The organism is Pseudoselenomonas caprae (assembly GCF_008271345.1).
Taxonomy (GTDB): Bacteria; Bacillota; Negativicutes; order Selenomonadales; family Selenomonadaceae; genus Selenomonas_A; species Selenomonas_A caprae.
Genome location: NZ_VTOZ01000009.1, coordinates 37,804 through 63,204, shown reverse-complemented (window position 1 = coordinate 63,204; position 25,401 = coordinate 37,804). Strand labels below are relative to the sequence as shown.

The window sequence follows — 25,401 nt, the reverse complement described above, 5'->3', positions numbered from 1 at the left end:
AACAACGTTACAGCGATATCCGCAAATATTCTTCGATTGCATCGCGGAAGCTCATGTTGTCTCCGCTTGAGCCGCCGACATTCCTGTCCTTCATGACCTTCAATACGCCATGATAGATATCATCCTCAATGGAGCCCGGCACCAGATTCTCCCAATGCAGCGAGCTGTACGGGCGCTCCGTGATGGCATTGTCCGGCCGCCCCGTGACCTCAAGCTCACTGAGGAATTGGATCTGCCGTGTCTTCGGTCGGATGTAATAATGGCTGAGGAAATATTTCGGTGGGTAGCTATACTCCCCATCATCATCGATCTTCACCAGCCGCACCCAAGCATCCACGATATTTTCGGTTTCCGAATACGGAATCTTCATCCAACGCACATTCTTCGTATCCAGATAATAAGCGAAGCCATTATCCTTGAGCAGCAAGACATAGCGCTCCTGCTTCTGCTTTTCCTGGCTCTCCTTGGAAGTACTTTTCGCAGTATCAGTTTCTGCCGCCTGTACCGCCACACTGGAACACAAAGAAATCAATAAACCTGCTATGCAGATAAACGCGATTTTTTTCATCCTATCACCTCAAAATCAGTCATACTCACTATCTGTTAAATTCTCTATGCATACAAAAATTTCCTCTCTTTTTTCTGCAACATCATAAAAAATCGGCAGGGATTTTCCCTGCCGCAAACCACAAAATATGTTCCACGTGAAACAAATCCAGCCTATCCTTTTGCTACCCGTTTCCCGGCCGAAACAGCATCGGCAGGGCAGATCAGGCGGCATAGATGACAGCCGACACAACGCTTAGGATCCAGCACAGGCAGGCCCCTTCCATCCAGATGCAGGGCTTGATGACCGCCATCCTGGCAGGAAATCACGCAGCGTCCGCAGGAAATGCATTGGCTGCGCTGGAAGCTCGGGTACTCGATGGTCTCGCGATTGAGCGCCTCTGGCCGGACGATGTGCGGCAGGGCACGCCCGATAAGCTCGCTTACCGAGGACATTCCCATCTGGGTAATATAGTCGGCCAGACCTTCCGTAAGATCTTCGATGATGCGATAGCCATACTGCATGACCGCCGTGGTTATTTGCAGGTTCCCACATCCTAGTGCCAGGAATTCTGCGGCATCACGCCAATTCTCGATGCCGCCCATGCCGCTTATCGGGATGGCCCCGAGCTCCTTATCCTGCTTCAGGTCATTGATGAAGCGCAGGGCAATCGGTTTGACCGCCTTGCCCGAATAGCCGCCCTCGGCACATTTCCCCTGCACATCCGGCTCAGAAGCATAGCTGTCCAGATTGACATTCATGATGCTCTTGATGGTATTGATGGCCGCGATTCCATCAGCACCAGCACGGACAGCCGCTCTAGCCGGTACTTCCATATGCGTGATATTCGGCGTCATCTTCGCCAGCACAGGCAGACGGGTACCACGGCGCACAGCTGCGGTGTACATCGCCACAAAATCCGGATTCTCGCCGATTTCCGCGCCGAGCTTTTCCCCTACCATCTGCGGGCAGGAGAAATTGCACTCGATGATATCGGCCCCCGCCTGCTCCATATCCGCCGCCATCTGCTCCCACTCCTCGACATTGCGGCCCATGATAGAGGCTACGATGACCTTGCTGGGGAACTCCTGCTTCAGCCGCCGCAATATCGCCAGATTCTCCTCGTAAGGGCAGTCTGAAAGCTGCTCGATGTTCTTGAAGCCCACAAAGGGGGTACCATCCTTCATCAGCGCCGCGTAGCGCGGCGACGCCTCACGGATATCGATCTTCGAGATTGTCTTATAGCTCACACCTGCCCAGCCAAGGCGGAAGGCCCGCGCTACCATCTCGTAGCTGCTGCCTACCACCGACGAGGACAGGAAAAAGGGATTTTCACAAGATACGCCCATGAAATCGAGGGCCAGGATATTTTTCCTGCTGCCCGCCTGTTTCCTTTCCTCCTCTCTCTCTTTACCTGCCAGCGTCAGCAGGACATCCTTGATATGCACAGGGTAGTCCAGCTGGCCGCGGCGGCAGGCAGCCTCACAGGGCGCTCCACATTCCTGGCAACGCTTGTCCCCCAAGAGCCGGTTGGCTCCACCATGATTGGAAAACTGCAATGCCCGCAAGATGCGCCCAGCATCTATCCCCTGAGGGCAAGCTGCCGTGCAGGCAGGGGCCAGGCAAAGCAAGCAGCGTCCCGTCTCCGCCAGTAGATTCATCCGCATAAAGATCCCCCTCTCCTTGTCCATTTTCCTTTACCCTTATTATAGCAGAATTTTCACTCTATTTATAACAAAAAATAAACCTTCCCCGCAGGGAAGGCATATCTCATAGTGGGTTCTTGGCCGGAGTCCCAGCCTTGCGCGGATAGGCTTTCGGTGTCGGCATGCCCTTCGTGATGTCGATGACAGCACGGACATCCTCAAGGCCCGGCAATTTCACCGGACGCGTCTGCGTTTCACTGCCCCCCATCACTTTGATGGCCTTGACGGCCTCCTGTTCCTCCTCCTGATACTGCATGCCCTTCAGCGCGAGGAAATGACCGCCGCGTCTGACAAAGGGCAGGCAATACTCAGCCAGGATCGGCAGGCGGGCGACCGCGCGCGATACCGCGATGTCAAACTGCTCACGATAAGCTTTGTTGCGCGCACCTTCCTCCGCCCGGGCATGGACACAGGCGACATCCTGCAGCCCGAGCTCATCGACGACAGTCTGCAGGAATCTGACACGCTTGTTCAGCGAATCCATCAGCGTCAGCTTGATCCCTGGTGCGAAAATCTTGAGCGGCAGGCCAGGAAAGCCTGCGCCAGTGCCTACATCAATCACCGTTGCCCCCTCTGTGAACAGCGAAGCATCATAGGCCGTAAGCGAATCAATCATATGCTTGACAGCTACCTCCTGCGGCTCGGTGATGGCCGTGAGATTCATGATCTTGTTCCACTCGACAAGCAGTTCATAGTAGCGGTTGAACTGTCCCAGCTGTGTTTCCGACAGCACAAGACCATAGCTGTCCGCCGCCTGTTTCATTTCATCAATAAACATATCTTATCCTCCTGCCTGTCATCATCCCATGCGCCGCTGCTGCTCCAGCCAGACGAGCAGCACGGAGATATCCGCTGGCGAAACGCCGCTGATGCGGCTGGCCTGGCCCACGGAGCGCGGCCGGATCTGCGCGAGCTTCTCGCGGCCCTCATCGCGCAGGCTTGGTACCTGTGCATAGTCGATATCTTCCGGCAGCAATTTCTCTTCCAGTTTTTCCATATGCTCGACCTGTTCGAGCTGTTTCTTGATATACCCCTCATAGGTAATCGAAATCTCAACCTGCTGGCGCACCTCATCTTCCAGCTCCGGCAGATCGAATACTTGCTGCAGCTTGGCATAGCCGACATCCGGGCGGCGCAGCAGCTCATAGAAGCTCGTCGCATTGCGGATGGGCTCAATGTCCGCTGCCGCCAGTTTATCCTTGATCTCCTGCGTCGGATTGATGGAGTGCTGGCGCAGGTATTCCATAGCGTCTTTGATTGCCGCTTGCTTGCGCGTGAAGCGCTCCCAGCGGTCATCCTGCACGAGGCCTACCCGGCGGCCCAGCGGCGTCAGCCGGGCATCGGCATTGTCCTGGCGCAGCAGCAGGCGGTACTCCGCCCGGCTCGTCATGATGCGGTACGGCTCATTCGTACCCTTCGTCACGAGGTCATCGATCAGCACGCCGATATAGGCATCACTGCGCTTCAGTACCAGCGGCTCCTCGCCCTTGATGAACATCGCGGCATTGATGCCGGCGATGATTCCCTGCGCGGCTGCCTCTTCATAGCCCGAAGTACCATTTGCCTGTCCTGCGGAAAAGAATCCCTTGATCGACTTGAATTCCAGCGTCGGCTTCAGCTGTGTCGGATCGATGCAATCATATTCGATAGCATAGCCCGCCCGCATGACTTTGGCATGCTCAAGCCCTGGAATCGTGCGCAGGAACTCCAGCTGCACATCCATGGGCATACTCGTCGACATGCCCTGCACATAGACTTCATTCGTATGCAGCCCCTCAGGTTCAAGGAACAGCTGATGTCTCTCCTTGTCAGGAAAGCGCAGAATTTTTGTCTCGATAGACGGGCAGTAGCGCGGACCGATGCCTTCGATGATGCCATTGGCCATCGGTGCCCGGTGCATGTTGTCGCGCAGGATCTTATGGGTCTGTTCATTCGTATAGGTAAGCCAGCACGGCGTCTGCTCACGCGTCGTGACATCGCTCATAAAAGAGAAGTTGCGGCACTCCTCATCGCCCGGCTGGATTTCCATCTTGCTGTAATCGAGGGTGCGGGCATCGACGCGCGCCGGCGTTCCCGTCTTGAAGCGCATGAGCCTGACACCTGCCGCCTGCAGCGAATCGGAGAACTTCATCGCTGCACGCTGGCCGTTCGGGCCTCCCGTATAGGTATGCTCACCAATGATGATGCGTCCCCTCAGATACGTTCCCGTCGCCATGATGACAGCCTTGCCTTCATAGATTTCTCCCGTCTCGACCTGTACGCCTGTCACTTTGCCATCCTCGACCAGCAGCCTGTCGATGAGGATCTGTTTGACATCGAGATTTTCCGTCTGTTCACAAGTCTCCTTCATCGTGTACTGATAGAGCTTCTTGTCGGCCTGCGCACGCAGAGCATGGACAGCCGGCCCCTTGCCCGTATTCAGCATACGGAACTGGATGCAGGTCTTGTCCGCATTGACCCCCATCTCGCCGCCGAGCGCATCAAGCTCACGTACTAAATGCCCCTTAGCCGGACCACCGACTGACGGATTGCAAGGCATCATCGCAATATTGTCCATCGATAGCGTTGCCAAAAGCGTCTGGCAACCAATACGGGCTGCCGCCAGCGCAGCCTCGACACCTGCATGGCCAGCACCGACGACGATGACGTCGTAGCTGCCAGCCGTAAAGATATTCTTATCCAAGCTATATCACCTTTCCTTACGGAATCTTATTTTCCAATACAGAATTTCGAGAATATCTCGTTGATGATATCCTCGCCCACAGTCTCGCCCGTAAGCTCCCCGAGTTTTTCCCAGGCCGAGCGCAGGTCGATGGAGATGAAATCAAGCCCGAGCCCTGCACCGATCGTCCGCAGGGCAGCGGCCAGATGCTCATCGGCCTGCCTCAGGATCTCAGCCTGCCGCTCATCGTTCACGAAGCTGCCTTCATCCCCGCTGTCCATTCCGCTGTCGTAGACTTTTTTCTGGATAGCCGCTGCCAGATCATCCAGACCATGCTCCGTGACCGTCGCTATGGCAATGACAGGTGCCTGCGTGCGCTCAGCCAGCTTCTCCGCGGTCAGCACAGGCGCCAAGTCAGTCTTGTTCAGCAGGACGAGAGCATCCTTGCCTGCGATGAGGTCCAGGATTTCCTCATCCTCTGCCGAAAGCTCACGCGAACCATCGAACAAGGCCAGTATCAGGGACGATTCGTCCACATAGGCACGCGCCTTGTCCACGCCGATCTTCTCGACGATATCATCGGTCGCCCGGATGCCAGCCGTATCGATGATGCGCAGCGGCACCCCGCCGATATTGGCATATTCCTCGATGGAATCACGCGTCGTTCCCGGGATATCCGTCACGATAGCCCGCTCCTCGCGCAGCAGGGCATTCAGCAGCGACGACTTGCCGACGTTCGGCTTGCCGACGATCGCCGTCATCAGCCCCTCACGCAGGATGCGGCCCGTATGGGCCGTCTTGAGGAGCTTCCGGATCTTGTTGCGCACGTCAACCACATTTCGTTCTACTTCATCGGTCACCACATCGTCGACCTCATCCTCTGGAAAGTCGATAGCTGCTTCCAGATGGGCGATCTGCCCGAGGATATCGTGACGCATCGCCTTGATGCCTGCGGAAAAGTGACCGGCCAGATGGCCCGAAGCCATCTTGAGGGACTTCTCCGTCTTGGCACTGATGACATCCATGACAGCCTGCGCCTGCGTGAGATCGAGGCGCCCATTCAAGAAGGCGCGCTTCGTGAACTCACCGCGCTCGGCAGCTCTGGCACCTGCCTGCCAGGTAAGCGCCAAGGTCTTGCGCAGCGGCATCACACCGCCGTGGCATTGCAGTTCGACCACATCTTCTTTCGTATAGGAATGGGGCGCGCGCATCAGAAGCACCATCGCCTCATCGACCGTCTCGCCCGCTGCGTCGACGATATGGCCGAAAACGGCCCGCTGCGTCTCATAGCTTTCCAGCTTGCGGCCGCTGGCAGCGCGGAATACCGTGTCGGCCACTGCGATGGCCCGCTCCCCGCTGATGCGGATGATGCCGATGCCTCCTTCGCCCTGCGCGGTCGCAATCGCGCTTATCGTATCCGACTGTTGCATGTTTCCTCCTCATATATACACAAAAGGGCAGCCTCAAAATGAGACAGCCCTTTCACAGCTCTCTTGCTAAAGCAGATATTATTCTTCGTCTCTGCGCTCGCTATCACGCCGGCGCGGACGGCGGCGGCGTTTCGGCGCAATGACCACATAGCGGCGCGGTTCATCGCCAGCACTGTACGTCAGCACGCGGCGGTTCTCCTGCAAGGCCATATGGATGATCTTGCGTTCATGGCGGTTCATCGGCTCAAGATGTATCTCCTCACCGATGCGGCAGGCCTTATCGGCCAGATGCCCAGCCAGGCGTTGCAGTGTCTCCTCACGGCGCGAGCGGTAATCCTCGATATCGATGATGATGCGCGCACGGTTTTCCGAGATGCCACGATTGGCTGCCAGATTGGCCAGATACTGGAGGGAATCCAGCGTCTGCCCATGCTTGCCGATCAGGATGCCCAGATGGTCGCCGATCAGATGGAACAGGATGCCCTCCTCAGACTCGCCCCGCTCGATCTTCACGTCAAGCTTCATAGCTGCAAATACATCGCGCAGGAAGTCCTCCGCCCGCTGCGTCTGCTCTGCCAGCGATATAGCAGGTCCAGCCGCTGCCGGGGCCTCTGCCTGAACAGCAGGCTCGCTTTCCCTGCACACAGCAGCGGAAGCCTTTGCCGTCACCCGGATGCGGGCAGGCTTGCCCCCGAAGAGGCCGAAGAAACCGCGCGACGGCTGCTCGATGACCTCATAGTCAACCTGCGAGGCATCGACCCCCAGCTGCGCCAGTGCCGTTTCCAATGCTGCGTCTACTGTTTTACCGGATGCTTCCAATACTTCTGCCATATCAGGCAGCCTCCTTCTTGCTATCCTCACCACGATACATCCACCACTGCTGGGCAATCTGTACCACGTTCATCGTTACCCAGTACAGGACAAGGCCAGACGGGAAAGACAAGCTGATCCAGCCGATGAACAGCGGCATGACTGTCATCATGATCTTCATCTGCTGATTCATTTCCGTCGTCGTCATCTTCTGCTGCAGGAACGTCGTCAATGCCGACAGGATTGGCAGGATGTAGAGCGGATCAGCCTCCGACATGCTCGGCAGCCAGAGGAACTTAGCCGCCTCGGCCGACGGATACGTGAAGTTGAACAGCGCATAGTACATGCCCATGAGAATCGGCATCTGGATCAGCAGCGGCAGGCAGCCAGCCAGCGGATTGACACCAGCCTCCTGATAGAGTGCGCCGATCTTCTGCTGCATGACCTGCGGATTGTCCTTGTACTTCTCCTGTATCTTCTTCATCTTCGGCGACAATTCCTGCATCGCCTTCATGGATTTTACCTGCTTGACCGTCAGCGGATACAAGAGCATCTTGATGATGACCGTCAGCAGGATGATTGCCAGACCATAGCTACCTACACCGGCAAGGTCAGTCAGTGAATATAACGTCTCAAGCACAAAGTGCAGGAGATTCTCAATCGGTGCAAATATCGTTCCAAAGAAACCCAAACCATCACGTCCTAATCTAAAACTATAACCAAAAACTTCAACTTATGGGACAGGATCATAACCGCCCTTGTGGAAAGGATGGCAGCGAAGGATGCGCTTTGCAGCGAGCCAGCCGCCACGGCATGCTCCATATCTTTCAATTGCAATCAAGGCATACTCCGAACACGTCGGGATATACCGGCAGGAAGGCGGCTTCAGCGGCGAAATGAAGTTGCGATAGAACTTTATCAGCAGCAGCAGCACTTTCTTCATTCTCTTGCCTTCTTTCGTACCGGTGGCTCCGTCCCTTCAAAGATGCCCGCCCGGCGCCCTAAGGACACGAAGGCCTTCTCGACCACATCGCACTTGACATCGACCATGGCCTTGCGGCCCACGAGCAGTAGCGCCAATCCCGGCTTTATCTGTGCCTGGTTCTTGCGGTAACTCTCACGCAGCAAGCGTTTGACGCGGTTGCGCACGACAGCGCAGCCGAGCTTCTTGCCAGCGGCAAAGCCGACCTTGCCATCGAGATGGTCCGAGGCAAAGACATACAGCACAAAATACCGGTTTGCCCACGAGCGGCCCGTGCGGTAGACCCGCTGGAAATCACTGCGCCGCTTGAGCATCCGCTTTCTCGGTAATTTAAGCATTCGTAATTTCACCAAAATCTATAAAAACACTTCGGATGATTATCCGAAACTACTTGATAACTAAAAGAAAAGGCCACATAAAGTGACCTTACTGTAAAATTTATGCCGAAAGCTTCTTTCTACCGCGCTGGCGTCTTCTCTTCAGAACGAGACGGCCGCCTTTCGTCTTCATGCGCTCACGGAAGCCATGAGTCTGCTTTCTCCAATGGTTGTTCGGCTGGTAAGTCTGTTTCATTCGTTAAACACCTCCTTATTCTAATTTCTGACTTTTCGTATAGAAGCAAAAAGCATCAGATCGTTTTCATGCGAAGCGCAGGGCTGCCCCCGCACTAAGAATCACTGTAAATTATATCTTGTCCCCTAGATGGTGTCAAGATTTTCTCTGTGCATTTTTTCCACGGAATTGTGGATAAAATACACGCTTGCTGTACTTTATCCCCGAAAAACTGTTGATAACTTACTTTTATTCTGATAAGATATTGTTGATTATTGTGCGGAAAACTCCACAGGAAGCGAAAAAAAGCAAAAAAGCCTATCTATATATATTATCTGCAATTCCCGCCTCTTCTCCTGGGAATACCTTCAGTTATCCACATGTGTGGATAAAAATGTGGATAAAATTATACACCTGTGGAAAAAGCTTTCTACATATTCTATAAGCAGAAAGGGTTATTTTAATGGAGCAATCACAGTTGCAGGCAGTCTGGGAGCAGATTCTTGACAATATGAAAGAACAGCTCGCAGCATCTGCCTTCAAATGGCTCAATCCGGTCAAACCACTCTCCCTGACCGACTCCGAACTCGTCCTTGGTGCACAGAACGCCATGTCCAAGGAGTGGATCACGAGCCATTACCTGACGATCCTCGAGGATGCCGTCGCTGACGTACTGGGCACACCTCACAAGATTGTCATGAAAGTCATCGAGGCCGAAAAGCCAGAGGAACCAGAGGCGCCAGCAGCGCCGGTACGCCGCCCCGCCAAAGGGGAGAACCCCGATCAGGGAACGCTTTTCCAGGAAGGGAATGGCGCCAGCGCACCAGCTGAGACCAATGATATGCACATCATGGCCGCCGGTGACAGCTCCTCGCTGAATCCGAAATATACTTTTGATACCTTCGTGACCGGCAGCAGCAACCGCTTCGCTCATGCCGCAGCCATGGCCGTCGCCGAGTCGCCGGGCAAAGTCTACAACCCGTTCTTCATGTACGGCGGTGTCGGCCTTGGCAAGACGCATCTGATGCATGCCATCGGCAACCGGGTCCTGCAGAACCATCCCGAGATGCGTGTGCTCTATGTCTCCAGTGAGCAGTTCACCAACGAGATCATCCGCAGCATCCAGGAAGGCACGGCCGAGAAATTCCGGCAGAAATACCGCAACATCGACGTACTGCTCGTCGACGATGTCCAGTTCCTGTCGGGCAAGACCAGTACCCAGGAGGAATTCTTCCATACGTTCAACACGCTGCACGACGCTCAGAAGCAGATCATCCTGTCCTCGGACCGTCCGCCGCGTGAGGTCGAGCGCCTCGAAGACCGCCTGCGTTCCCGCTTTGAGTGGGGTCTTATCACGGACATCCAGGCACCGGATCTCGAGACGCGTATCGCCATCCTCAAGAATAAGGCACAGCTCGACCATTTCAGCGTGCCGAACGATGTCATGGTCTATATCGCCAGCCGCATCGACAGCAACATCCGTGAGCTCGAAGGCGCATTGACGCGCGTCGTCGCTTACGCCTCGCTGATCAAGCGTCCGGTCACGACGGATCTCGTCGCTGAGGCGCTCAAAGACGTTTTCCCGAACAACAAGACAAAGGAAGTAACGATGGAAGTCATCCAGGAAATCGTTGCCTCCTATTTCAAGATAAAGATCGATGACCTGCATGCCAAGAAGCGCACGCGCAGCATCGCCTACCCGCGGCAGATCGCCATGTACCTCTGCCGCGAGCTTACCGATACGTCACTGCCGCAGATCGGCAACTTCTTTGGCGGCCGCGACCATACGACCGTCCTGCACGCCTGCGACAAAATCAACAAAGAAAAAGAATCCGATAAGAAGCTCGGCAGTATCCTGACCGAACTTATCGAGCGCATCCAGAAAATGTGACGCCAACGCGCTTATTTATGAACAAAATCGTCGTGGATAACTCTGTGGAGAGCCTTGCGAATTTCTTGTTGACAGAATGTGGATAAATGAGAGGGGAGATTATCACCGTGGATTGTGTGGATAACCTCCCCTCTTGTTATGAACATGTTACCCACAGCAAAAACGTTGATAACATCGCCTGATTCTGGCTTATCAACATTTCCACAGGTCCTACTACTACGACGGCTATTTATTTAAAAATACTCCGAGTAATATTAAAAAAAAGAAAGAGGCCAAGCAAAATGAAAATAACATGTGCCAAAAGCGAATTAGTGAGCGCCTTGCAGATCGTATCCAAGGCCGTAGCCAGCAAGCCACAGACCCCCATCCTTTCGGGTGTTTATCTGAGAGCAGAAGCTGGTGTTTTGGAGCTCCAGGCAACAAATTATGAGATCGGCATGATTTCCCGCATTCCCGTAGAGATTGCCGAGCCAGGACAGATAGCCATCTCCGGACGTTATTTCCAGGAAGTTGTCCGCAAGCTGCCTGGGGATAGTGTCACCATTTCCTTCAATCGTGAAGAAAAGATCGTGCATATCTCTTCCAATCAGGCAAATTTCACTCTTCTGAGCATGAACGCTTCGGAATTCCCGACCATCAAAGAGATGGAGGGCAACCTGCAATTCAAGATCAAGGACAATGTCCTGCGTTCTCTTATCAAAAAAACTGTCTTTGCTTGCTCCACAGATGAATCCCGTCCTGTATTCACAGGCTGCTACCTCGAAGTTGCCGATACGAAAGTGACGATGGCAGCGACGAACACGCACCGTCTGGCTGTCAAATATGAGACCTTCGATGAGTCCATCGGCAATATCAAGATCATCATTCCCTCGCGTATCCTTCAGGAACTTCTCCACAATATGACATCGGAAATCCCGACGGATGTGACGGTCACCTGCACTTACAACCAGATCAGCTTCTCCTTCGAAAACCTCTATATGACTTCACGTCTGATCGAAGGTGCTTTCCCAGACTACCATCGCGTCATCCCACCGGAATTCGCTACGAAAATCACGCTCAATGCCGCCGAGTTGAACTCAGCCGTTGACCGTGTCTCGCTGATTTCGCGTGCTGGCGACTACAATATCATCAAGCTCGAATTCGCCAACAATCAGGTGCATATCACCTCGAACAATCCGGAAATCGGCAATGCAGAGGAGACGATCCCTGCGACGATCGACGGGCCAGAGCTCTCGATTGCCTTCAATGCCAAGTACATCATGGATGTGATGAAGACTGTTGACAGCGAGACTTGCCAGATCAAACTCAACCAGCCGCTTTCCCCGGCAGCTATCCGCGAGTCCGACGATGAAGAGTTCATCTACATCGTGACGCCGGTCCGTACGGCTCATTGATTTTTTGCAGGAGGTTATACACATGCAGATTGAGGATATCACGATCGATACCGAAGAAATCCAGCTTGACCAGTTCCTGAAATGGGCTGGCGTGCTGGCTTCGGGCGGCGAAGTCAAGGCTCTGCTTGCCGAGCGACGCATCAAGCGCAATGGCGAGACGGAAAGTGCCCGCCGCCGCAAACTCCATCCCGGTGATGTCATCGAGATCGAGGGCATGGGTGCCTGGAGGGTGGCAAAGGGCTGAGGCCATCCGTTACCGAACAGGAGATTAGAAATAATGTTTGTACGTTCGCTTACATTAAGAAATTATCGGAACTATTCGGAGCTGCACCTGGATTTCGACCAGAATATCAATGTTTTCTTGGGCCAGAATGCCCAGGGCAAGACGAATATCATCGAGGCCGTCTATTATGCATCGCTGGGCCGCTCTCATCGCACGCACACGGATACGGATCTCATCTTTTGGGATAAGCCGGCGGCATCGGTGCAGCTCGATTTCGACCGTCTCGGTGTTGGCAATCATCTTGAATTCCAGTTCAGCCGCGAGAAACGGCGGCGGATACTCTTGAACGAACACCCCATCCGCCCCAAGGAGCTGATCGGCAGCATCAATACCGTCCTGTTCTCACCTGAGGATCTGTTCCTTATCAAAGGAGCGCCGGCTGGCCGCCGGCGCTTTTTAGACGGTGAGATATCGCAGGCGAGTCCTGCCTACTATCACGAGCTGCAGCAGTACACGCGCATCGTGACGCAGCGCAATACGCTCCTGAAGCGCATCCGTGAGCGCAAGGCAGCCCCTGACATGCTGGACCTCTGGGACCCGCAGCTCGTGGACAGTGCCGTCAAGATCACAAGGAAGCGCCAGGAGGCCGTGCGCAAGCTCAACATGCTGGCTAACCTCATGCAGCGCCGCATTTCGGGCAACCAGGAAAACCTGGCGATCACCTATGAAATTCATGGCATGGAGGCAGAGGACATGACAAAGGACCTCGCTTCATGGTATAATAAAGAGCTTGCATCTCACCGGGAGGTCGATATCCTGCGTGGTTCCACGAGCCGTGGGCCGCATCATGATGATATCATCCTGACGGTCAATGGCATCAATCTGCGTTCGTTTGGCTCGCAGGGACAGCAGCGCACTGGCGTACTGTCCCTGAAGCTGTCTGAGCTGGAGTTCCTGCGGTCAGAGACGGGGGAATACCCAATCCTGCTGCTGGATGATGTCATGAGCGAGCTCGATGTGAACCGGCGCCATCAACTCATGGAGTTCATCCGCCGCGAGCGCATCCAGACGATGATTACAGCGACGGACGCGGCCTATTTCCCGCAGGAGCGTATCGGTACCTATTTCCATGTCAAGGCGGGCCAGATCACGAGGTAATAAGATGGCGAAGCGCAATCCAAAGCTGGAGAAGGTGAAGGAAATCCTCCCGCGCTGGGTGAAGGGCAAGGGCGAGGCTTTTGGCAAGAAATTCTATGCGCATTGGGTGCTTTGGCACTGGGCGGATATTGTCGGCGAGTTCAATGCAAGACAGGCAGAACCCCAGGGAATCCGCAAGGATATCCTGTATCTGTATTGCGGCAACTCGACGCTGCGCAATGAACTCATGATGATGCAGGAGCAGATCACGCAGATGGTCAATAATTATGCCGGCCAGCGCATGATCACGGGCATTGCTTTCGGCAGGCGCTGGGAGCATCCGGACACCGAGGAGATCGATGAGATCCGTCTTGCCCATGCGGCTCCTGAGGAGAACTGGGGGCAGGCACGGCGCAAGATTGTGCTGTCGGCTGAGGAAGCTTCGGCCGCAGATGGTATCGGGGCTGAGGTGCAGGACGAAGAACTGGCGCAGAAGGCGCGGCAGCTCTACAAGAAGCATCTGCAGATGGAAAAGCTGCGGGCCGAAAGGGACTGGCATCCCTGTGCAGTATGCGGGACGCTCTGCCCGCCGGAGAAGCGGTATTGTCCGGTGTGTGCGAAGAAGCAGCGCGATCAGCTGCTGGCGGATATCCGGCAGGTGCTCAGGGATATTCCCTGGGCGCGCTGCAAGGAGGTACAGGAGTACGTTCCCGGATGCACGCCGAAGCTCTTGAATGAGCAGCGGGCGGCGATGGTCCAGCAGCTGGCTTCTGAGGTCGATGTCAATGACAAGACGAGCATCAAGGCGATGAATCTTGTCATGCTCTGCCGCTGCCTGCCGCCGGAGCACCTCACCGAAGAGGAGATAACGCGCACGCTTTATGGGCTGCGGTTCAACCTGCACCGCCCGAAGGACTACAAGGCGCCGAAACGGTACTCGGTCATCCCGTTAGGGAAGAAAGGCAAGAGGAAAAGCTGATGTTCCTGCATTTAGGCAACGGTGTTTCCGTGCGGACAAAAGACGTCATCGCCATCCAGAGCTATGCCCTTTTCCAGGATGGCCCGGGAAGTGCCCTGCTGGCAGCCGGACAGGCTGACGGCAAGGTCATAAATACCCTCGACCTCGGCTCTGAGGGCGAGGGAGAATCCATAAAGTCGCTGATCCTGACTACGGATAAGATTTACCTGTCGGCTATCTCGCCGCTGACACTCAAACGGCGTTCAGAGCTGGCATTTCATACGATAGATACGTCAGATACTACTGACAGACCAGATAAAACAGAGATGCGTGATATTGCTATTACGGATACGGAATGATGGGAGCGTAGGATTTTCATGGCAAATGACAAGGAAACGAAAGTAATTGACCTGACTCCGGCAGAGGAACAGCCTGTTGTCGATGAGTTTGCAGACAAGGACCTCGATACGACCGGTGTCGAAATCCATACGGATGAGGAAAGCGCGGCCGTGACGGCTGTCGACGCTGACTATGGCGCTGAACAGATCCAGATCCTTGAGGGTCTGGAGGCTGTACGCATGCGTCCAGGCATGTATATCGGCAGCACGTCGGAGCGCGGCCTGCACCATCTCGTCTACGAGGTCGTCGATAACTCCATCGATGAGGCCTTGGCTGGCTTCTGTGACCATATCGATGTCACCATCAACAAGGACAACAGCATCACGGTAGTCGATAACGGCCGCGGTATCCCCGTCGATATGCACGAAAGCGGCATGCCGGCCGTCGAGGTCGTTCTGACGGTGCTGCATGCCGGCGGTAAATTCGGCGGCGATGGCTATAAGGTGTCGGGCGGCCTGCATGGCGTCGGTGTCTCGGTCGTAAATGCCTTGTCGACATCGATGGATGTCCAGGTAAAACGCGATGGCAAGATTCATGAGATCGCATTTGAACGCGGTGTCACGACGCAGCCGCTGACCGTCACGGGAGACACGGAAGTGACGGGGACGCGCGTCCATTTCGTCCCGGATCCGGAGATCTTCTCGGTCACGACGTACAGCTATGAGACGCTGCGCCACCGCCTGCGTGAGCTGGCGTTCCTCAACCACGGCATCACGATTGCCCTGCACGATGCGCGCGGCGAGGAACTGCGCTCGGAGACGTTCCATTTCGAGGGCGGCATCAGTTCCTTTGTCGAGCATCTCAACCGCAAGAAGGAGAAAATCAATCCGCAGCCGATCTATTTCAATGGCTCGAAGGATGATACGGTGGTCGAGGTCGCTCTGCAGTACAACGACAGCTATCAGGAGAACATCTACTCCTTTGTCAACAACATCAATACTGAGGAGGGCGGCACGCATCTGGCTGGCTTCAAGCTCGCCCTCACGCGTGCGGCCAATGACTTCGCGCGCAAGCAGGGCATCCTCAAGGATAAGGACGGCAACCTCTCGGGTGATGATGTCCGCGAGGGTCTGACCTGCGTCATCAGCCTCAAGATTCGCGAGCCGCAGTTCGAAGGCCAGACGAAGACGAAGCTCGGCAACAGCGAGGTCCGTGGTATCGTCGACAGTATCGTGACGGAGGGGCTCTCGGAGTATTTCGAGGAGAACCCGGTCATCACGAAGAAGGTCATCGAGAAGGCCATCATGGCAGCGCGGGCGCGTGAAGCCGCCCGCAAGGCCCGTGAGCTCACGCGCCGCAAGAATGCGCTGGAGGTATCGAGCCTGCCAGGCAAGCTGGCAGATTGCTCGGTCAAAGATCCGGAGCAGGCAGAGATCTACCTCGTCGAGGGTGATTCGGCAGGCGGCTCGGCCAAGCAGGGCCGCGACCGCCGCTTCCAGGCTATCCTGCCGCTGCGCGGTAAGATCCTGAACGTCGAGAAGGCACGTCTCGACAAGATTTTCGCCAATGCCGAGATCCGTACGATGATCACGGCGTTTGGAACGGGCATCAGCGAGGATTTCGATATCGCGAAGCGCCGCTATGGCAAGATCATCCTCATGACAGATGCCGATGTTGATGGCGCGCATATCCGCACGCTGCTCCTGACTTTCCTTTACCGCTACATGAAGCCGCTGATCGAGCATGGCCATGTATTCATCGCCCAGCCGCCGCTCTATCAGATCCGCAAGGCTAAGAAGCATTGGTATACTTACAGCGATGAAGAGCTGGCCAAGAAGCTCGACGAGGTTGGCCGCGATGGCACGACGGTACAGCGCTACAAAGGTCTGGGCGAGATGAACCCAGAGCAGCTTTGGGAGACGACGATGGATCCTGCGACCCGCACGATGCTGCGCGTCGACATGGAGGACGCCGAGGCTGCGGATGAGCTGTTCACGATCCTCATGGGCGACAAGGTCGAACCGCGCCGCCAGTTCATCGAGGAGAACGCCAAGCTCGTGCGCAATCTCGACATCTAATCAAAATATAATCTGACTTTTTGATATTTATCACTTGTAAAGTCAGTAGAGCTATGCTATATTATATCCATAGCCAAACAAAAGAATACTTCCACAAGGGGAGTAGCTGAACGGTCAGATATCGTCAATACGGTGCATGGCACCCGGTATGGCCGGCTAAGATTAGTAAGCAAGACCTTGTCTTACAGGTGGCCTGCGGGCGGCGTGTGGGACAAGGTCTTTTTGTATGAAAAAGAAGGAGTTGTAAAGGACGATATGGAAAATCTACTAGCGGGGATGTTCAGTCCCGAATGGTTTGCTGCACTGTCGGGAATCTTGCTGCTGGATCTGCTGTTATCCGGTGACAATGCTATCTTGATCGCGCTGGCGTGCAAGAACCTGCCGCATCACAATCGCAAGAAGGCGATACTGGTCGGTGGTCTTGGTGCGGTGCTCATCCGCATTCTCTGTACGCTGGGAGCCACGAGCGTGCTCGCGGCCCCTTATATCGAGTTCATCGGCGGTGCTGCGCTGCTCTACATCGCGGTGAAGCTCGTGACTGACCACAAGGGGGAGAACAAGGAGGATGGCGAGGCGCCCGCAAGCTTTGGCGCGGCGATACGGACGATACTGATTGCTGATTTCATCATGAGCATCGACAACATCCTGTCGCTGGCTGGCGTGGCCAATACCGTCCCGGATGGCAAATGGAGCCTTATCATCTGCGGTCTGCTGATCTCGATCCCTATCGTGCTGTTTGGCGCGCAGTTCTTCCTGATGATCATGCTCAAAGTGCCGGCGCTCATCTATGGCGGTGCCGCCATCCTCGGCTGGACGGCAGCGGCTCTGATGGTCGGAGACAAGGCCCTGGGCGTCTATCTCCTGCCGTATGCACTCGTGCTCAAAATCGTATTTGTCGCTGCCGTTCTGGGCATCGGCTGGTATATCAATCATAGAAATAAAAAATAAAGAGGAGTGACAGTTATGAATAACCTCAAAACCCTTATGCTGATGGTGCTGATGGCCGCCATCATGATGTTTATCGGCGGTATGTTGGGCGGAAAGACTGGTCTTATGTTCATGTTGATGATATCGCTGGGCATGAATTTCTTTTCGTACTGGTTCAGTGATTCCATGGTGCTAAAAGCCTATAATGCGCAGGAAGTGACCCGCGAGGAGGCACCGCAGCTCTATGGCTTGGTAGAGAGACTGGCAGGCAATGCCAACCTGCCGATGCCGAAGGTCTGCATTATCAATTCTGACGTGCCGAATGCTTTCGCTACGGGCCGCAACCCGGATCATGCAGCTGTCGCCGTTACCACGGGCATCATGAATGCCCTCGACTACAATGAGCTCTCGGGCGTCATCGGCCATGAGCTGGCTCATGTCAAGAACCGCGATATCCTGACGTCGACGATTGCTGCCATGATGGCTACGGTCATCACCTATGCTGCCCAGTTCATGGCCTTCTTCGGCGGCCGCTCGGATGACGAGGAGAGCAGCAACCCGCTGGCGGCAGTTGCCACGATCATCCTGGCACCGATTGCGGCCATGCTGATCCAGATGGCTATCAGCCGTTCGCGTGAGTATGAGGCTGACCATGATGGTGCCGAAATCTGCGGCAACCCTAACTTCCTCGCAGATGGCTTGGAGAAAATCGAGTATTATGCAACGCATGCACGTCCGATGCAGGATGCCAGCCCGGCAACGGCGCATATGTTCATCATCAATCCTTTAAAGGGCGCAGGCAAGACGCTGGCAAATCTTTTCAGCACGCACCCTGATACCAGTGAGCGCATCGCTCTGCTGCGCCAGCAGGCCAGAGATATGCGGGTAGGCTGAAAAGGCTGATTGGAAAAAAACGTATAAATAAAAGGCTGGGCCGGAAGTCAAGGAACTTCCGGCCCAGCCTTTTTCGTTTTGGCAATCATGACAGGGCGGCAAGCAGGGCGATTATGGTGAAGCAGGGGCCATAGGCGAAGTACTCGCCGCGTTTCTTCTTGCCGGTGATGAGCAGCAGCAGGGCGGCGATGCCGCCGAGGACGAGACCCGCGGCAACTACGCCCAGCAGGGCATCAGATCCCAGCCAGAGCCCGAGAGCGGCAATCAGCTTGATATCGCCGCCGCCGATGCCGCCGCGGGTGAGCACTGCCAGCAGCAGGAAGACAGCACCGCCTGCCACAGCGGCCAGCAAATGGTCAAGGACTGGCAAGCCCAGCATCGTGGTATAGAGTGCACCGAAGATGGCAAAGGGCAGCAGCATGTCGTCAAAAATAACTTCTTGCTCGAAATCTGTAAAAGTATAGAGAATGAGGAAATATTCAAAACCAATCACGAAATACAGCCGCAGGGGGACGAGATCTGCATGTTGGAGCGCTGTAAAGGTGAATAGGAATGCGAGCAGTGGTGCCAGACAGCGTTCACGAATACGGCTGCGTTGGGCCAGAGTTTCCGGATAGCTCAGGATAGCTATAGATTTTGCGTAGAGTTTTCCTATCCAGCGGTTGCCGGCAATACTGCCCAAAACAGCTAGGATAATAGTCATGCTGGTCAAAAGAAAAGTAGTCATAATATCTCTGTCCTATCTCATAGAAAAATAATTTATCTATAATCAGTATACGACTAAACACATGGGAATAGCTATAATCATTTAAAATTTTGACATGATTTTTTATAAAAATACATTTTTTATGAAAAAATTACGTTTTGAGAGGACAAAAATTTATCTATGAAAGAAAACGAAATAAAAGTATTCTGAAAAAAACATTTTACAATGATAAGAATTATGCTATACTCATAAGGGTATTAAAACAAGATTAATAATAAATAAAGGACTTTTGAACTACTTATTCATGACAGGGAGATTGTTGTAGATGTTGAAAATGCCGAATTCATCGGGAAGTTTCAAGGATTTACTGGACAAGATCACTTACCGGCAATGGGTTATCATGGCGGTCATGTTCAGCTGTATGATGGGATTGTTCGTATTCTTTTCGTTATCAGGAGTGGATTCCAATGCGGAAAGTGCGGCCAAAGAAATCAAGGTAAAAGTAGTAGTAGCAAAGCAGGATATACCAGAGCGTACGATCCTCAAGGAGGAAATGCTCAAGGTAATCGAAGTTCCTGCAGATATTGCACCAGCAGGAGCGTTCAGCGAGGTGTCGGAGGCGGCTGACCGCCCAACTTGTGCGGCGATCCAGCAGGGCGACATCGTGACGGATAAGAAAGTCTATACGGATGTACGCATGGCAGGTTTTACGGGAACGATTCCTCCTAACTGCCGGGCGGTATCGGTAGCCATCACGGACATCACAGGTGTATCGGGCTTTGCCAAAGCTGGCGACTATGTAGACATCATGGTCGTAAGCGGTAAGAAGGAAAACGGACTAAAGGGCGAAGTGCTGATGCAGAACGTCCTCTTGCTGGGCATAAATAAGACCGGCGAGCAGGCGGTGAAGGACGACGACAAAAAAGACGATTCGAAGGACAAATCAAAGGATAAGAGCGAGGGAAATATCGAAGGCTCTAAAGATGCGATGGCTACGGCAACACTAGCCTTGCCGCTCAATGAGGCGCTGAAACTGGCAGTGGCTTCGCAGAAGGGCACGATCTATCTGGCTTTGCGTCCGTATAATCCGACGGATATCTTTACCCTTGACAAGGATTTCTATATGCCTGGCGACAAGCGCGAGGCATCCCCTGCGCCGCAAGCTGCGGCACCTGCAGCGGCGGCAGCACGTCCTGTCGCCGCTGCCCCAGCACCGGCCCCTGCGCCAGCGCCGGCGAAAGCTGCAGCAGCGCCAAGCTATGGAACGGGCATTGAGGTCATACGCGGTGTCAAATCAAGCAGAGTGGGGGTAAACTAAGCAGATGAAACAGTGGAAAACAGCTTTCACCCTCGGCCTTACTACTGTGACGGCCGCCGCTATCGCGCCGGCACCAGCCTATGCCTATGTACAGCCAATCTGGCTTGGGGTGAATCAGTCGTACTACATGAATACGGGCAGCGCCATTACCCGCGTAGCCGTAGCGAATCCGGAAATCGCTGATGTCAAGATACTCGGGGCAAGTGCCTTGAATGTCGTGGCATTCAAACCGGGAACGACAACGCTCAATATCTGGACGCAGAACGGTATGCGTCAGGAATACAGCGTGACGGTATCGAAAGAGGACAAGGGACTGGCGGCCATCATCCAGAAGGCCATCGACTTGCCGCATGTCGAAGTGACGATGGTCGGCGATCGTATACTGCTGAAGGGACGGGTCAAGAATCAGTATGAACGGGATTTGGCCTTTAAGATCGCTTCGCTCTATGTTGGCGATGATGCCGTAGCGAACAAGAAACAAGTCAAGAAAAAGATGCAGAACGGCGTAGCTGGCCAAGATGCGGATATTGAAGGTGAAGAAGATATCGATACGAGTGCCAAGGTCGTCAATCTGCTGGAGATGATAAATCCTGACCAGATAAACATCGAAGCGATGGTTCTGGAAATCAACTCGAATGATGCGGCCAAGCTCGGTATGGAATACAGTTCGCCGGAAGGTATAACGGGAGAATTTTATGCTGGTGAGACATATGGTGTCCAGCGCAGCAAAGGCAGCCATTGGTATACGCGCAATTGGCTCTATACGCATTTCTCGCAAATCAATGCGCGTATCCATGCGCTGATATCCGATGGTCGGGCCAGAATCATCTCGCGCCCGAATATCACGACCATGAGCGGCAAGACTGCCGGCATACTGGTGGGCGGGCAGATTCCTGTACCGGTAAAGAGCGATAACAATGTATCGGTGGAATATAAGCCCTATGGCATTCAGCTGAATCTGATAAGACCTACGGTGGATAATGATGGAAATATTACTTCGGATGTACAGGCTGTTGTTAGTCGTTTGGACTGGGCTAATGCGGTAACGGTCAATGGTTTCAATATGCCGGGCCTGATTACGCGCCAGGCCAATACGATGGTCAATATCCCGACAGGCATGACGATGGCTATTGGCGGCCTGCTGGATTCGACGGACAGCAAGTCGGTCAGTAAGGTGCCACTACTCGGCAATATACCGATACTTGGCGAGTTGTTCAAATATCATAATGACTCGAATCAGAAATCGGAAATCATGATACTGATTACGCCGCGTGTTGTCAATGAGCAGACAAGGGTGGCGATGTCGCAGAAGATGAAGAAAGCGTTCAATGACAGCCGCCGCGAAGTACAGAAGATGGAACCAGTGGATGTCAATGGGACGATACCGCCCTCTGAGGAGGAACTCAAGGTTAAGAAAACGACGGAAGCCGCTGAGATGGCTAAAGATCTGTTGAACAAGCCATCGTTTGCCGAGCGCTATGCGGCGCTGCGCAAGGAGATGCAGGCGGCTAAGGCAGCGAAGGAAGCGTCACTCGATAACATCCTGCCACCGGATCAGGTGCAGAAATAAGCCATGCAGAAAGGAGCAGCGGTAATGCTGGAATTAGAAAAAGAAGTCAATGGCGTTGTCATTACTTTCTTCAGTACGGCCTCGGCCGTAGGCAAGACGCTTATCAGCTGCAATATGGCCTCGGAGCTTGCAAGGCAGGGGAAAAGCGTTTGCCTGGTGGACTATGACTTGCAGTTTGGCGATGTCTGCAACTATTTGCAGCTGCTGCCGAAGAATACGATTGCCGATGTGCAGCGCGGCTTCACTCTGCAGGGCGATGCCTGCCATGTGGAGGAATATCTGACACCTTATGAGTATCGCGGTGTCCTGTTCTATGTCATGGCTGCCCCGCGGAAGCTTGAAGAGGCTTATAACATCAAGACGGAATATGCCATCAAGGTTATCCGTCAGCTGCAGCTGAAATTCGATTATGTCATCGTCGATACGACTTCGATGTTCAGCGTACTCAATCTCGATCTGCTGGACATGTCGACCATCGTGACGTTCCTCGGCATCGTGGATTTCATTCCGACCATCAAGAATATGAAGATTGGCCGGAATACGCTCAATGAACTCAATTATGACCGGCAGAAACTGCGCCTTGTGCTCAACCGTAGCAATGCCAAGACGCGCATCAGTATCGATGATGTGGAGAAGCTGCTTGGCGAGGAGTTCTACCATATCCTGCCAAACGATTTCCGGGCGGCCAGCCAGTCCATCAAGGATGGTATCCCGCTGGTACTCAAACAGGAGCACACGGAGCTCGGCGAGGCCTTGCGCGACTTGGTCCTGCGCTATACGAATCAAGGGCAGATGGATTTTGAAGAGGATGATGCTGAGGAAGCCGGGGAGTCCTGGCTTAGCAGGATTTTTAGCTGATATTACAGGAGGAAGGAGGGACGTACATGGGAAATCGCGTTATGCTGGTAGAGCGTGATCGCCTGATGCTGGAAAAGCTCACGCAGGTCGTGCAGGGCACGAATGGCTTTGAACTGGTAGCCCGCTACCAATCAATCAGCGATGCGCTCGGACAGGGAACCATATTCAATCCGAATCTTATCCTGCTCGATATCGAGGAGCAGAATTCTGTGGCCTTGATTGCTGACTTCTTGAAGGTATATCCGAAGGCAGCAATCCTGTGCATGGGCGAGAAATGGAAGGCCGAAAGCGCCAGCCATATCGTCCAGGCTGGCGCCCGCGGCTATATCATCAAGCCATTCACAGGGCTGGAGCTGCAGGAAGCGGTCGATACTTTCGTCAAGCTCGGCACGGAGGCTGGCTGTGAGACGTTGGTATTCTTCAGCCCCAAGGGCAAGAGCGGCAAGACGACGCTGATTGCCAATCTGGCAACGGCATTGGCCCGCAAGACCCATGAGCAGGTCGGCATCATCGATGCGGATCTGCAATTCGGCGATATGTCGGTATTTTTCAATCTCGCACCTAAGACGACCATTGTCGAGGCGGCGCGCGATGCCAAGTTCCTGTCGCCCGTCACTTTGCATCCCTACTTTATGCCGGTCATGCAGAATGTCAGCGTGCTTTGCGGCACGGCGACGCCAAATCTTATCGACAAGGTATCGATCCGCCGGTTCGAGAATATCATCAGCATGAGCCGCAGCCTGTTCCGTTATTTGCTTATCGATGTACCGCCAGGGTTCAATCCGACGAGTATTGCGGCGGCGGAACAGTCGAATACGACCTTCTTGGTCAGCATGATCAATGATGCCTACGAAATCGACCATATGAAGCGGGCATTGGAGATATTCAAGGACTGGGAGGATTATGAAGAGCGGGTAAAGGCCATCTTCACGCGGGTCGAGCCGTGCAACAGCCAGTCCCAACGGGAGCTGGCGCGCCAGCTCGGTTATCCGGTCACGGCCATCATCCCGAACGAATACGGCATCGTCTCCGATGCTGCGGATAATGGCAAGATGGCCACCGATATCCGTCCGGACAGTCCCCTCGCGCAAAGCGTGGATCGTCTGGCCGATGAAATCACGGGCCGTGGCCATAGGATAAGGTGGTCGGCATCATGAGGTTTCTACTGGCAATATTGGCGACAATCCTATGTCTGGCGTTTTTCCTGCTGCTGCTGCGCATCAAGGCGCGTGAGCATAAGAATATCGTCAATCGCATGGAATATTTCTCGGGCAGTGCTGTAAAGCTGCGCCAGCAGCAGCTCCGCAAGAAGCGCAGTGCTGCCGTGAAGGGGAAGTTCCGCGATGTGGTCCATAGGATCGCGATGAAGCTGCAAAGCATCCAGAAGGAAAACCGGATGGATATGAAGATGCAGCAGGCAGATTGGCCGCTTCTGGGCTCCGAATACGAGGTCATGCTCGTGATTTTCGGTGTCCTGTGCGGCATCATCACGCTGGCGGCCACGCTAAAACCGTGGATAGCTTTAGCGGCGGGCTTAGCCGGAGTGATTTTGGGACTTATGTTCCTGGATATATACATAAAAAGGCGGCAGAAGGCCTTCACCAACCAGCTCGGTGATATGCTCACCATGGTGGCGAATGCCCTGCGCGCCGGATTCAGTTTCATGCAGGCCTTCGAGCTGATTGCGCGGGAAATGGATGCGCCAATCGGCCGCGAGGTACAGAAAGTCGTCAATGAGGTGAACGTTGGCGCGACGCTTGATACTGCGCTCGAGAATATGAAAAAGCGCGTCGGAAGCCCCGATTTCGAGCTGGTGGTGACGGCTGTGCTGATCCAAAGGCAGGTCGGCGGCAACCTCGCGCAGATCCTCGACACTATAAGTGAGACAATTAGTGAGAGAATCAAGATGAGGCGCGAAGTAAAGGCTCTAACTGCGCAAGGGCGTGCTTCCGGGGTAGTGTTAGCAATATTGCCTGTTGCATTGGCTGGTATATTGATGCTTGTCAATCCTGGATATTTAAAACCTTTGTTTGAAGAACCTATCGGTCAGGTTTGTATGGCTGGAGCGGTGGTATTAGAAATAGTTGGCTATTTTGTCATCCAACGGATTGTTGATATCAAGATTTGATTGTATGTGATATCCTTTGGGGATTTTACATAAATATATTCATTTATTTTTAGAGGAGGAATTATTTATGTTGGAGATTTTGAATTACCTGAAAGCTCGTTATGTAAGCGAGAAAGCACAAGGCATTGTGGAGTATGCTTTGGTACTTGCTTTTGTCGTAGTAGTGGCTGTGGCATTGGGAACGAGTGGTGATCTTACTAAAAAGGTTACGAACGCTTTCAGTGATATTACTAATGCGTTTGCATCTAAACCTGCTGGGAAATAATTAATAAAAGATAAGGGAGGGAGTAA

Annotated in this window: 26 protein-coding genes; 15 read left to right on the top strand and 11 right to left on the bottom strand. The window is 53.9% G+C overall.

What is annotated here, in order from left to right:
* Positions 1-7: 7 nt before the first annotated feature.
* The 10 genes from FZ041_RS05905 to rpmH form a co-directional block, all read right to left on the bottom strand.
* Positions 8-568 (bottom strand): hypothetical protein, encoded by a 561-nt coding sequence (locus FZ041_RS05905; protein WP_075442853.1) that lies wholly within the window; start codon positions 566-568, stop codon positions 8-10.
* Positions 569-720: 152 nt separating this feature from the next.
* Entirely contained in the window at positions 721-2,214 is a 1,494-nt protein-coding gene (gene preA, locus FZ041_RS05900; RefSeq protein ID WP_187626321.1) for an NAD-dependent dihydropyrimidine dehydrogenase subunit PreA, read from the bottom strand.
* A 103-nt stretch (positions 2,215-2,317) separates the two neighbouring features.
* Positions 2,318-3,031, bottom strand: a complete 714-nt coding sequence (gene rsmG / locus FZ041_RS05895; RefSeq protein WP_149188897.1) for a 16S rRNA (guanine(527)-N(7))-methyltransferase RsmG — start codon at positions 3,029-3,031, stop codon at positions 2,318-2,320.
* Positions 3,032-3,052: 21 nt separating this feature from the next.
* Positions 3,053-4,924, bottom strand: a complete 1,872-nt coding sequence (mnmG, locus tag FZ041_RS05890) for a tRNA uridine-5-carboxymethylaminomethyl(34) synthesis enzyme MnmG (protein ID WP_149188918.1) — start codon at positions 4,922-4,924, stop codon at positions 3,053-3,055.
* Between the two features lie 38 nt (positions 4,925-4,962).
* Entirely contained in the window at positions 4,963-6,345 is a 1,383-nt protein-coding gene (gene mnmE / locus FZ041_RS05885; protein WP_149188896.1) for a tRNA uridine-5-carboxymethylaminomethyl(34) synthesis GTPase MnmE, read from the bottom strand.
* Between the two features lie 78 nt (positions 6,346-6,423).
* Positions 6,424-7,176, bottom strand: coding sequence for an RNA-binding cell elongation regulator Jag/EloR (gene jag, locus FZ041_RS05880; RefSeq protein ID WP_075442849.1), 753 nt, complete (start codon positions 7,174-7,176; stop codon positions 6,424-6,426).
* A gap of 1 nt (position 7,177) precedes the next feature.
* The gene (locus tag FZ041_RS05875) at positions 7,178-7,846 is read right to left on the bottom strand and encodes a YidC/Oxa1 family membrane protein insertase (protein WP_075442848.1); all 669 of its coding nucleotides are present in this window, start codon (positions 7,844-7,846) and stop codon (positions 7,178-7,180) included.
* 42 nt (positions 7,847-7,888) lie between these two features.
* The gene (yidD, locus tag FZ041_RS05870) at positions 7,889-8,098 is read right to left on the bottom strand and encodes a membrane protein insertion efficiency factor YidD (protein ID WP_075442847.1); all 210 of its coding nucleotides are present in this window, start codon (positions 8,096-8,098) and stop codon (positions 7,889-7,891) included.
* On the bottom strand, positions 8,095-8,475 hold the full coding sequence (gene rnpA / locus FZ041_RS05865; protein ID WP_075442846.1) for a ribonuclease P protein component: 381 nt from the start codon (positions 8,473-8,475) through the stop codon (positions 8,095-8,097). Before rnpA ends, yidD begins: the two co-directional genes overlap by 4 nt.
* A gap of 100 nt (positions 8,476-8,575) precedes the next feature.
* Positions 8,576-8,710, bottom strand: coding sequence for a 50S ribosomal protein L34 (gene rpmH / locus FZ041_RS05860; RefSeq protein WP_075429623.1), 135 nt, complete (start codon positions 8,708-8,710; stop codon positions 8,576-8,578).
* Between the two features lie 442 nt (positions 8,711-9,152).
* Here rpmH and dnaA point away from each other — a divergent pair, with 442 nt between their 5' ends.
* The 9 genes from dnaA (at position 9,153) to htpX (ending at position 18,530) form a co-directional block, all read left to right on the top strand.
* Positions 9,153-10,580, top strand: a complete 1,428-nt coding sequence (gene dnaA / locus FZ041_RS05855; protein WP_149188895.1) for a chromosomal replication initiator protein DnaA — start codon at positions 9,153-9,155, stop codon at positions 10,578-10,580.
* Between the two features lie 281 nt (positions 10,581-10,861).
* Positions 10,862-11,974 carry a DNA polymerase III subunit beta gene (dnaN, locus tag FZ041_RS05850; protein ID WP_149188894.1) on the top strand — a complete coding sequence of 371 codons (1,113 nt, stop codon included), beginning with the start codon at positions 10,862-10,864 and terminating at the stop codon, positions 11,972-11,974.
* A 22-nt stretch (positions 11,975-11,996) separates the two neighbouring features.
* Entirely contained in the window at positions 11,997-12,218 is a 222-nt protein-coding gene (locus tag FZ041_RS05845; RefSeq protein ID WP_173371644.1) for an RNA-binding S4 domain-containing protein, read from the top strand.
* A 33-nt stretch (positions 12,219-12,251) separates the two neighbouring features.
* Positions 12,252-13,355, top strand: coding sequence for a DNA replication/repair protein RecF (gene recF, locus FZ041_RS05840; protein WP_149188893.1), 1,104 nt, complete (start codon positions 12,252-12,254; stop codon positions 13,353-13,355).
* Positions 13,356-13,359: 4 nt separating this feature from the next.
* On the top strand, positions 13,360-14,313 hold the full coding sequence (locus tag FZ041_RS05835) for a DciA family protein (protein WP_187626320.1): 954 nt from the start codon (positions 13,360-13,362) through the stop codon (positions 14,311-14,313).
* The gene (remB, locus tag FZ041_RS05830) at positions 14,313-14,651 is read left to right on the top strand and encodes an extracellular matrix regulator RemB (protein ID WP_075442841.1); all 339 of its coding nucleotides are present in this window, start codon (positions 14,313-14,315) and stop codon (positions 14,649-14,651) included. The genes FZ041_RS05835 and remB overlap by 1 nt, the downstream gene beginning before the upstream one ends.
* Before the next feature lie 18 nt (positions 14,652-14,669).
* On the top strand, positions 14,670-16,709 hold the full coding sequence (gene gyrB, locus FZ041_RS05825; protein WP_075442840.1) for a DNA topoisomerase (ATP-hydrolyzing) subunit B: 2,040 nt from the start codon (positions 14,670-14,672) through the stop codon (positions 16,707-16,709).
* A gap of 255 nt (positions 16,710-16,964) precedes the next feature.
* On the top strand, positions 16,965-17,657 hold the full coding sequence (locus FZ041_RS05820; RefSeq protein ID WP_075442891.1) for a YjbE family putative metal transport protein: 693 nt from the start codon (positions 16,965-16,967) through the stop codon (positions 17,655-17,657).
* Between the two features lie 15 nt (positions 17,658-17,672).
* Complete coding sequence (gene htpX, locus FZ041_RS05815; RefSeq protein ID WP_149188891.1) at positions 17,673-18,530, top strand: zinc metalloprotease HtpX; 858 nt, start codon at positions 17,673-17,675, stop codon at positions 18,528-18,530.
* Positions 18,531-18,615: 85 nt separating this feature from the next.
* On the opposite strand, the gene FZ041_RS05810 is transcribed toward htpX, so the two are convergent.
* Positions 18,616-19,257 (bottom strand): prepilin peptidase, encoded by a 642-nt coding sequence (locus FZ041_RS05810; RefSeq protein WP_255449272.1) that lies wholly within the window; start codon positions 19,255-19,257, stop codon positions 18,616-18,618.
* Between the two features lie 304 nt (positions 19,258-19,561).
* On the opposite strand from FZ041_RS05810, the gene cpaB reads away from it, so the two are divergent.
* From cpaB to FZ041_RS05780, 6 genes are all read left to right on the top strand, one after another.
* Positions 19,562-20,554, top strand: coding sequence for a Flp pilus assembly protein CpaB (gene cpaB / locus FZ041_RS05805; protein WP_255449271.1), 993 nt, complete (start codon positions 19,562-19,564; stop codon positions 20,552-20,554).
* 4 nt (positions 20,555-20,558) lie between these two features.
* Positions 20,559-22,124, top strand: coding sequence for a type II and III secretion system protein family protein (locus tag FZ041_RS05800; RefSeq protein WP_149188890.1), 1,566 nt, complete (start codon positions 20,559-20,561; stop codon positions 22,122-22,124).
* 24 nt (positions 22,125-22,148) lie between these two features.
* Positions 22,149-22,982, top strand: a complete 834-nt coding sequence (locus tag FZ041_RS05795; RefSeq protein ID WP_075442837.1) for a CpaE/TadZ family protein — start codon at positions 22,149-22,151, stop codon at positions 22,980-22,982.
* A 26-nt stretch (positions 22,983-23,008) separates the two neighbouring features.
* Positions 23,009-24,139: a CpaE/TadZ family protein gene (locus FZ041_RS05790; protein WP_149188889.1), complete on the top strand. Its 1,131-nt coding sequence runs from the start codon at positions 23,009-23,011 to the stop codon at positions 24,137-24,139.
* Positions 24,136-25,110, top strand: coding sequence for a type II secretion system F family protein (locus FZ041_RS05785; RefSeq protein ID WP_149188888.1), 975 nt, complete (start codon positions 24,136-24,138; stop codon positions 25,108-25,110). Before FZ041_RS05790 ends, FZ041_RS05785 begins: the two co-directional genes overlap by 4 nt.
* A gap of 67 nt (positions 25,111-25,177) precedes the next feature.
* On the top strand, positions 25,178-25,375 hold the full coding sequence (locus tag FZ041_RS05780) for a pilin protein (RefSeq protein ID WP_149188887.1): 198 nt from the start codon (positions 25,178-25,180) through the stop codon (positions 25,373-25,375).
* Positions 25,376-25,401: the final 26 nt, after the last annotated feature.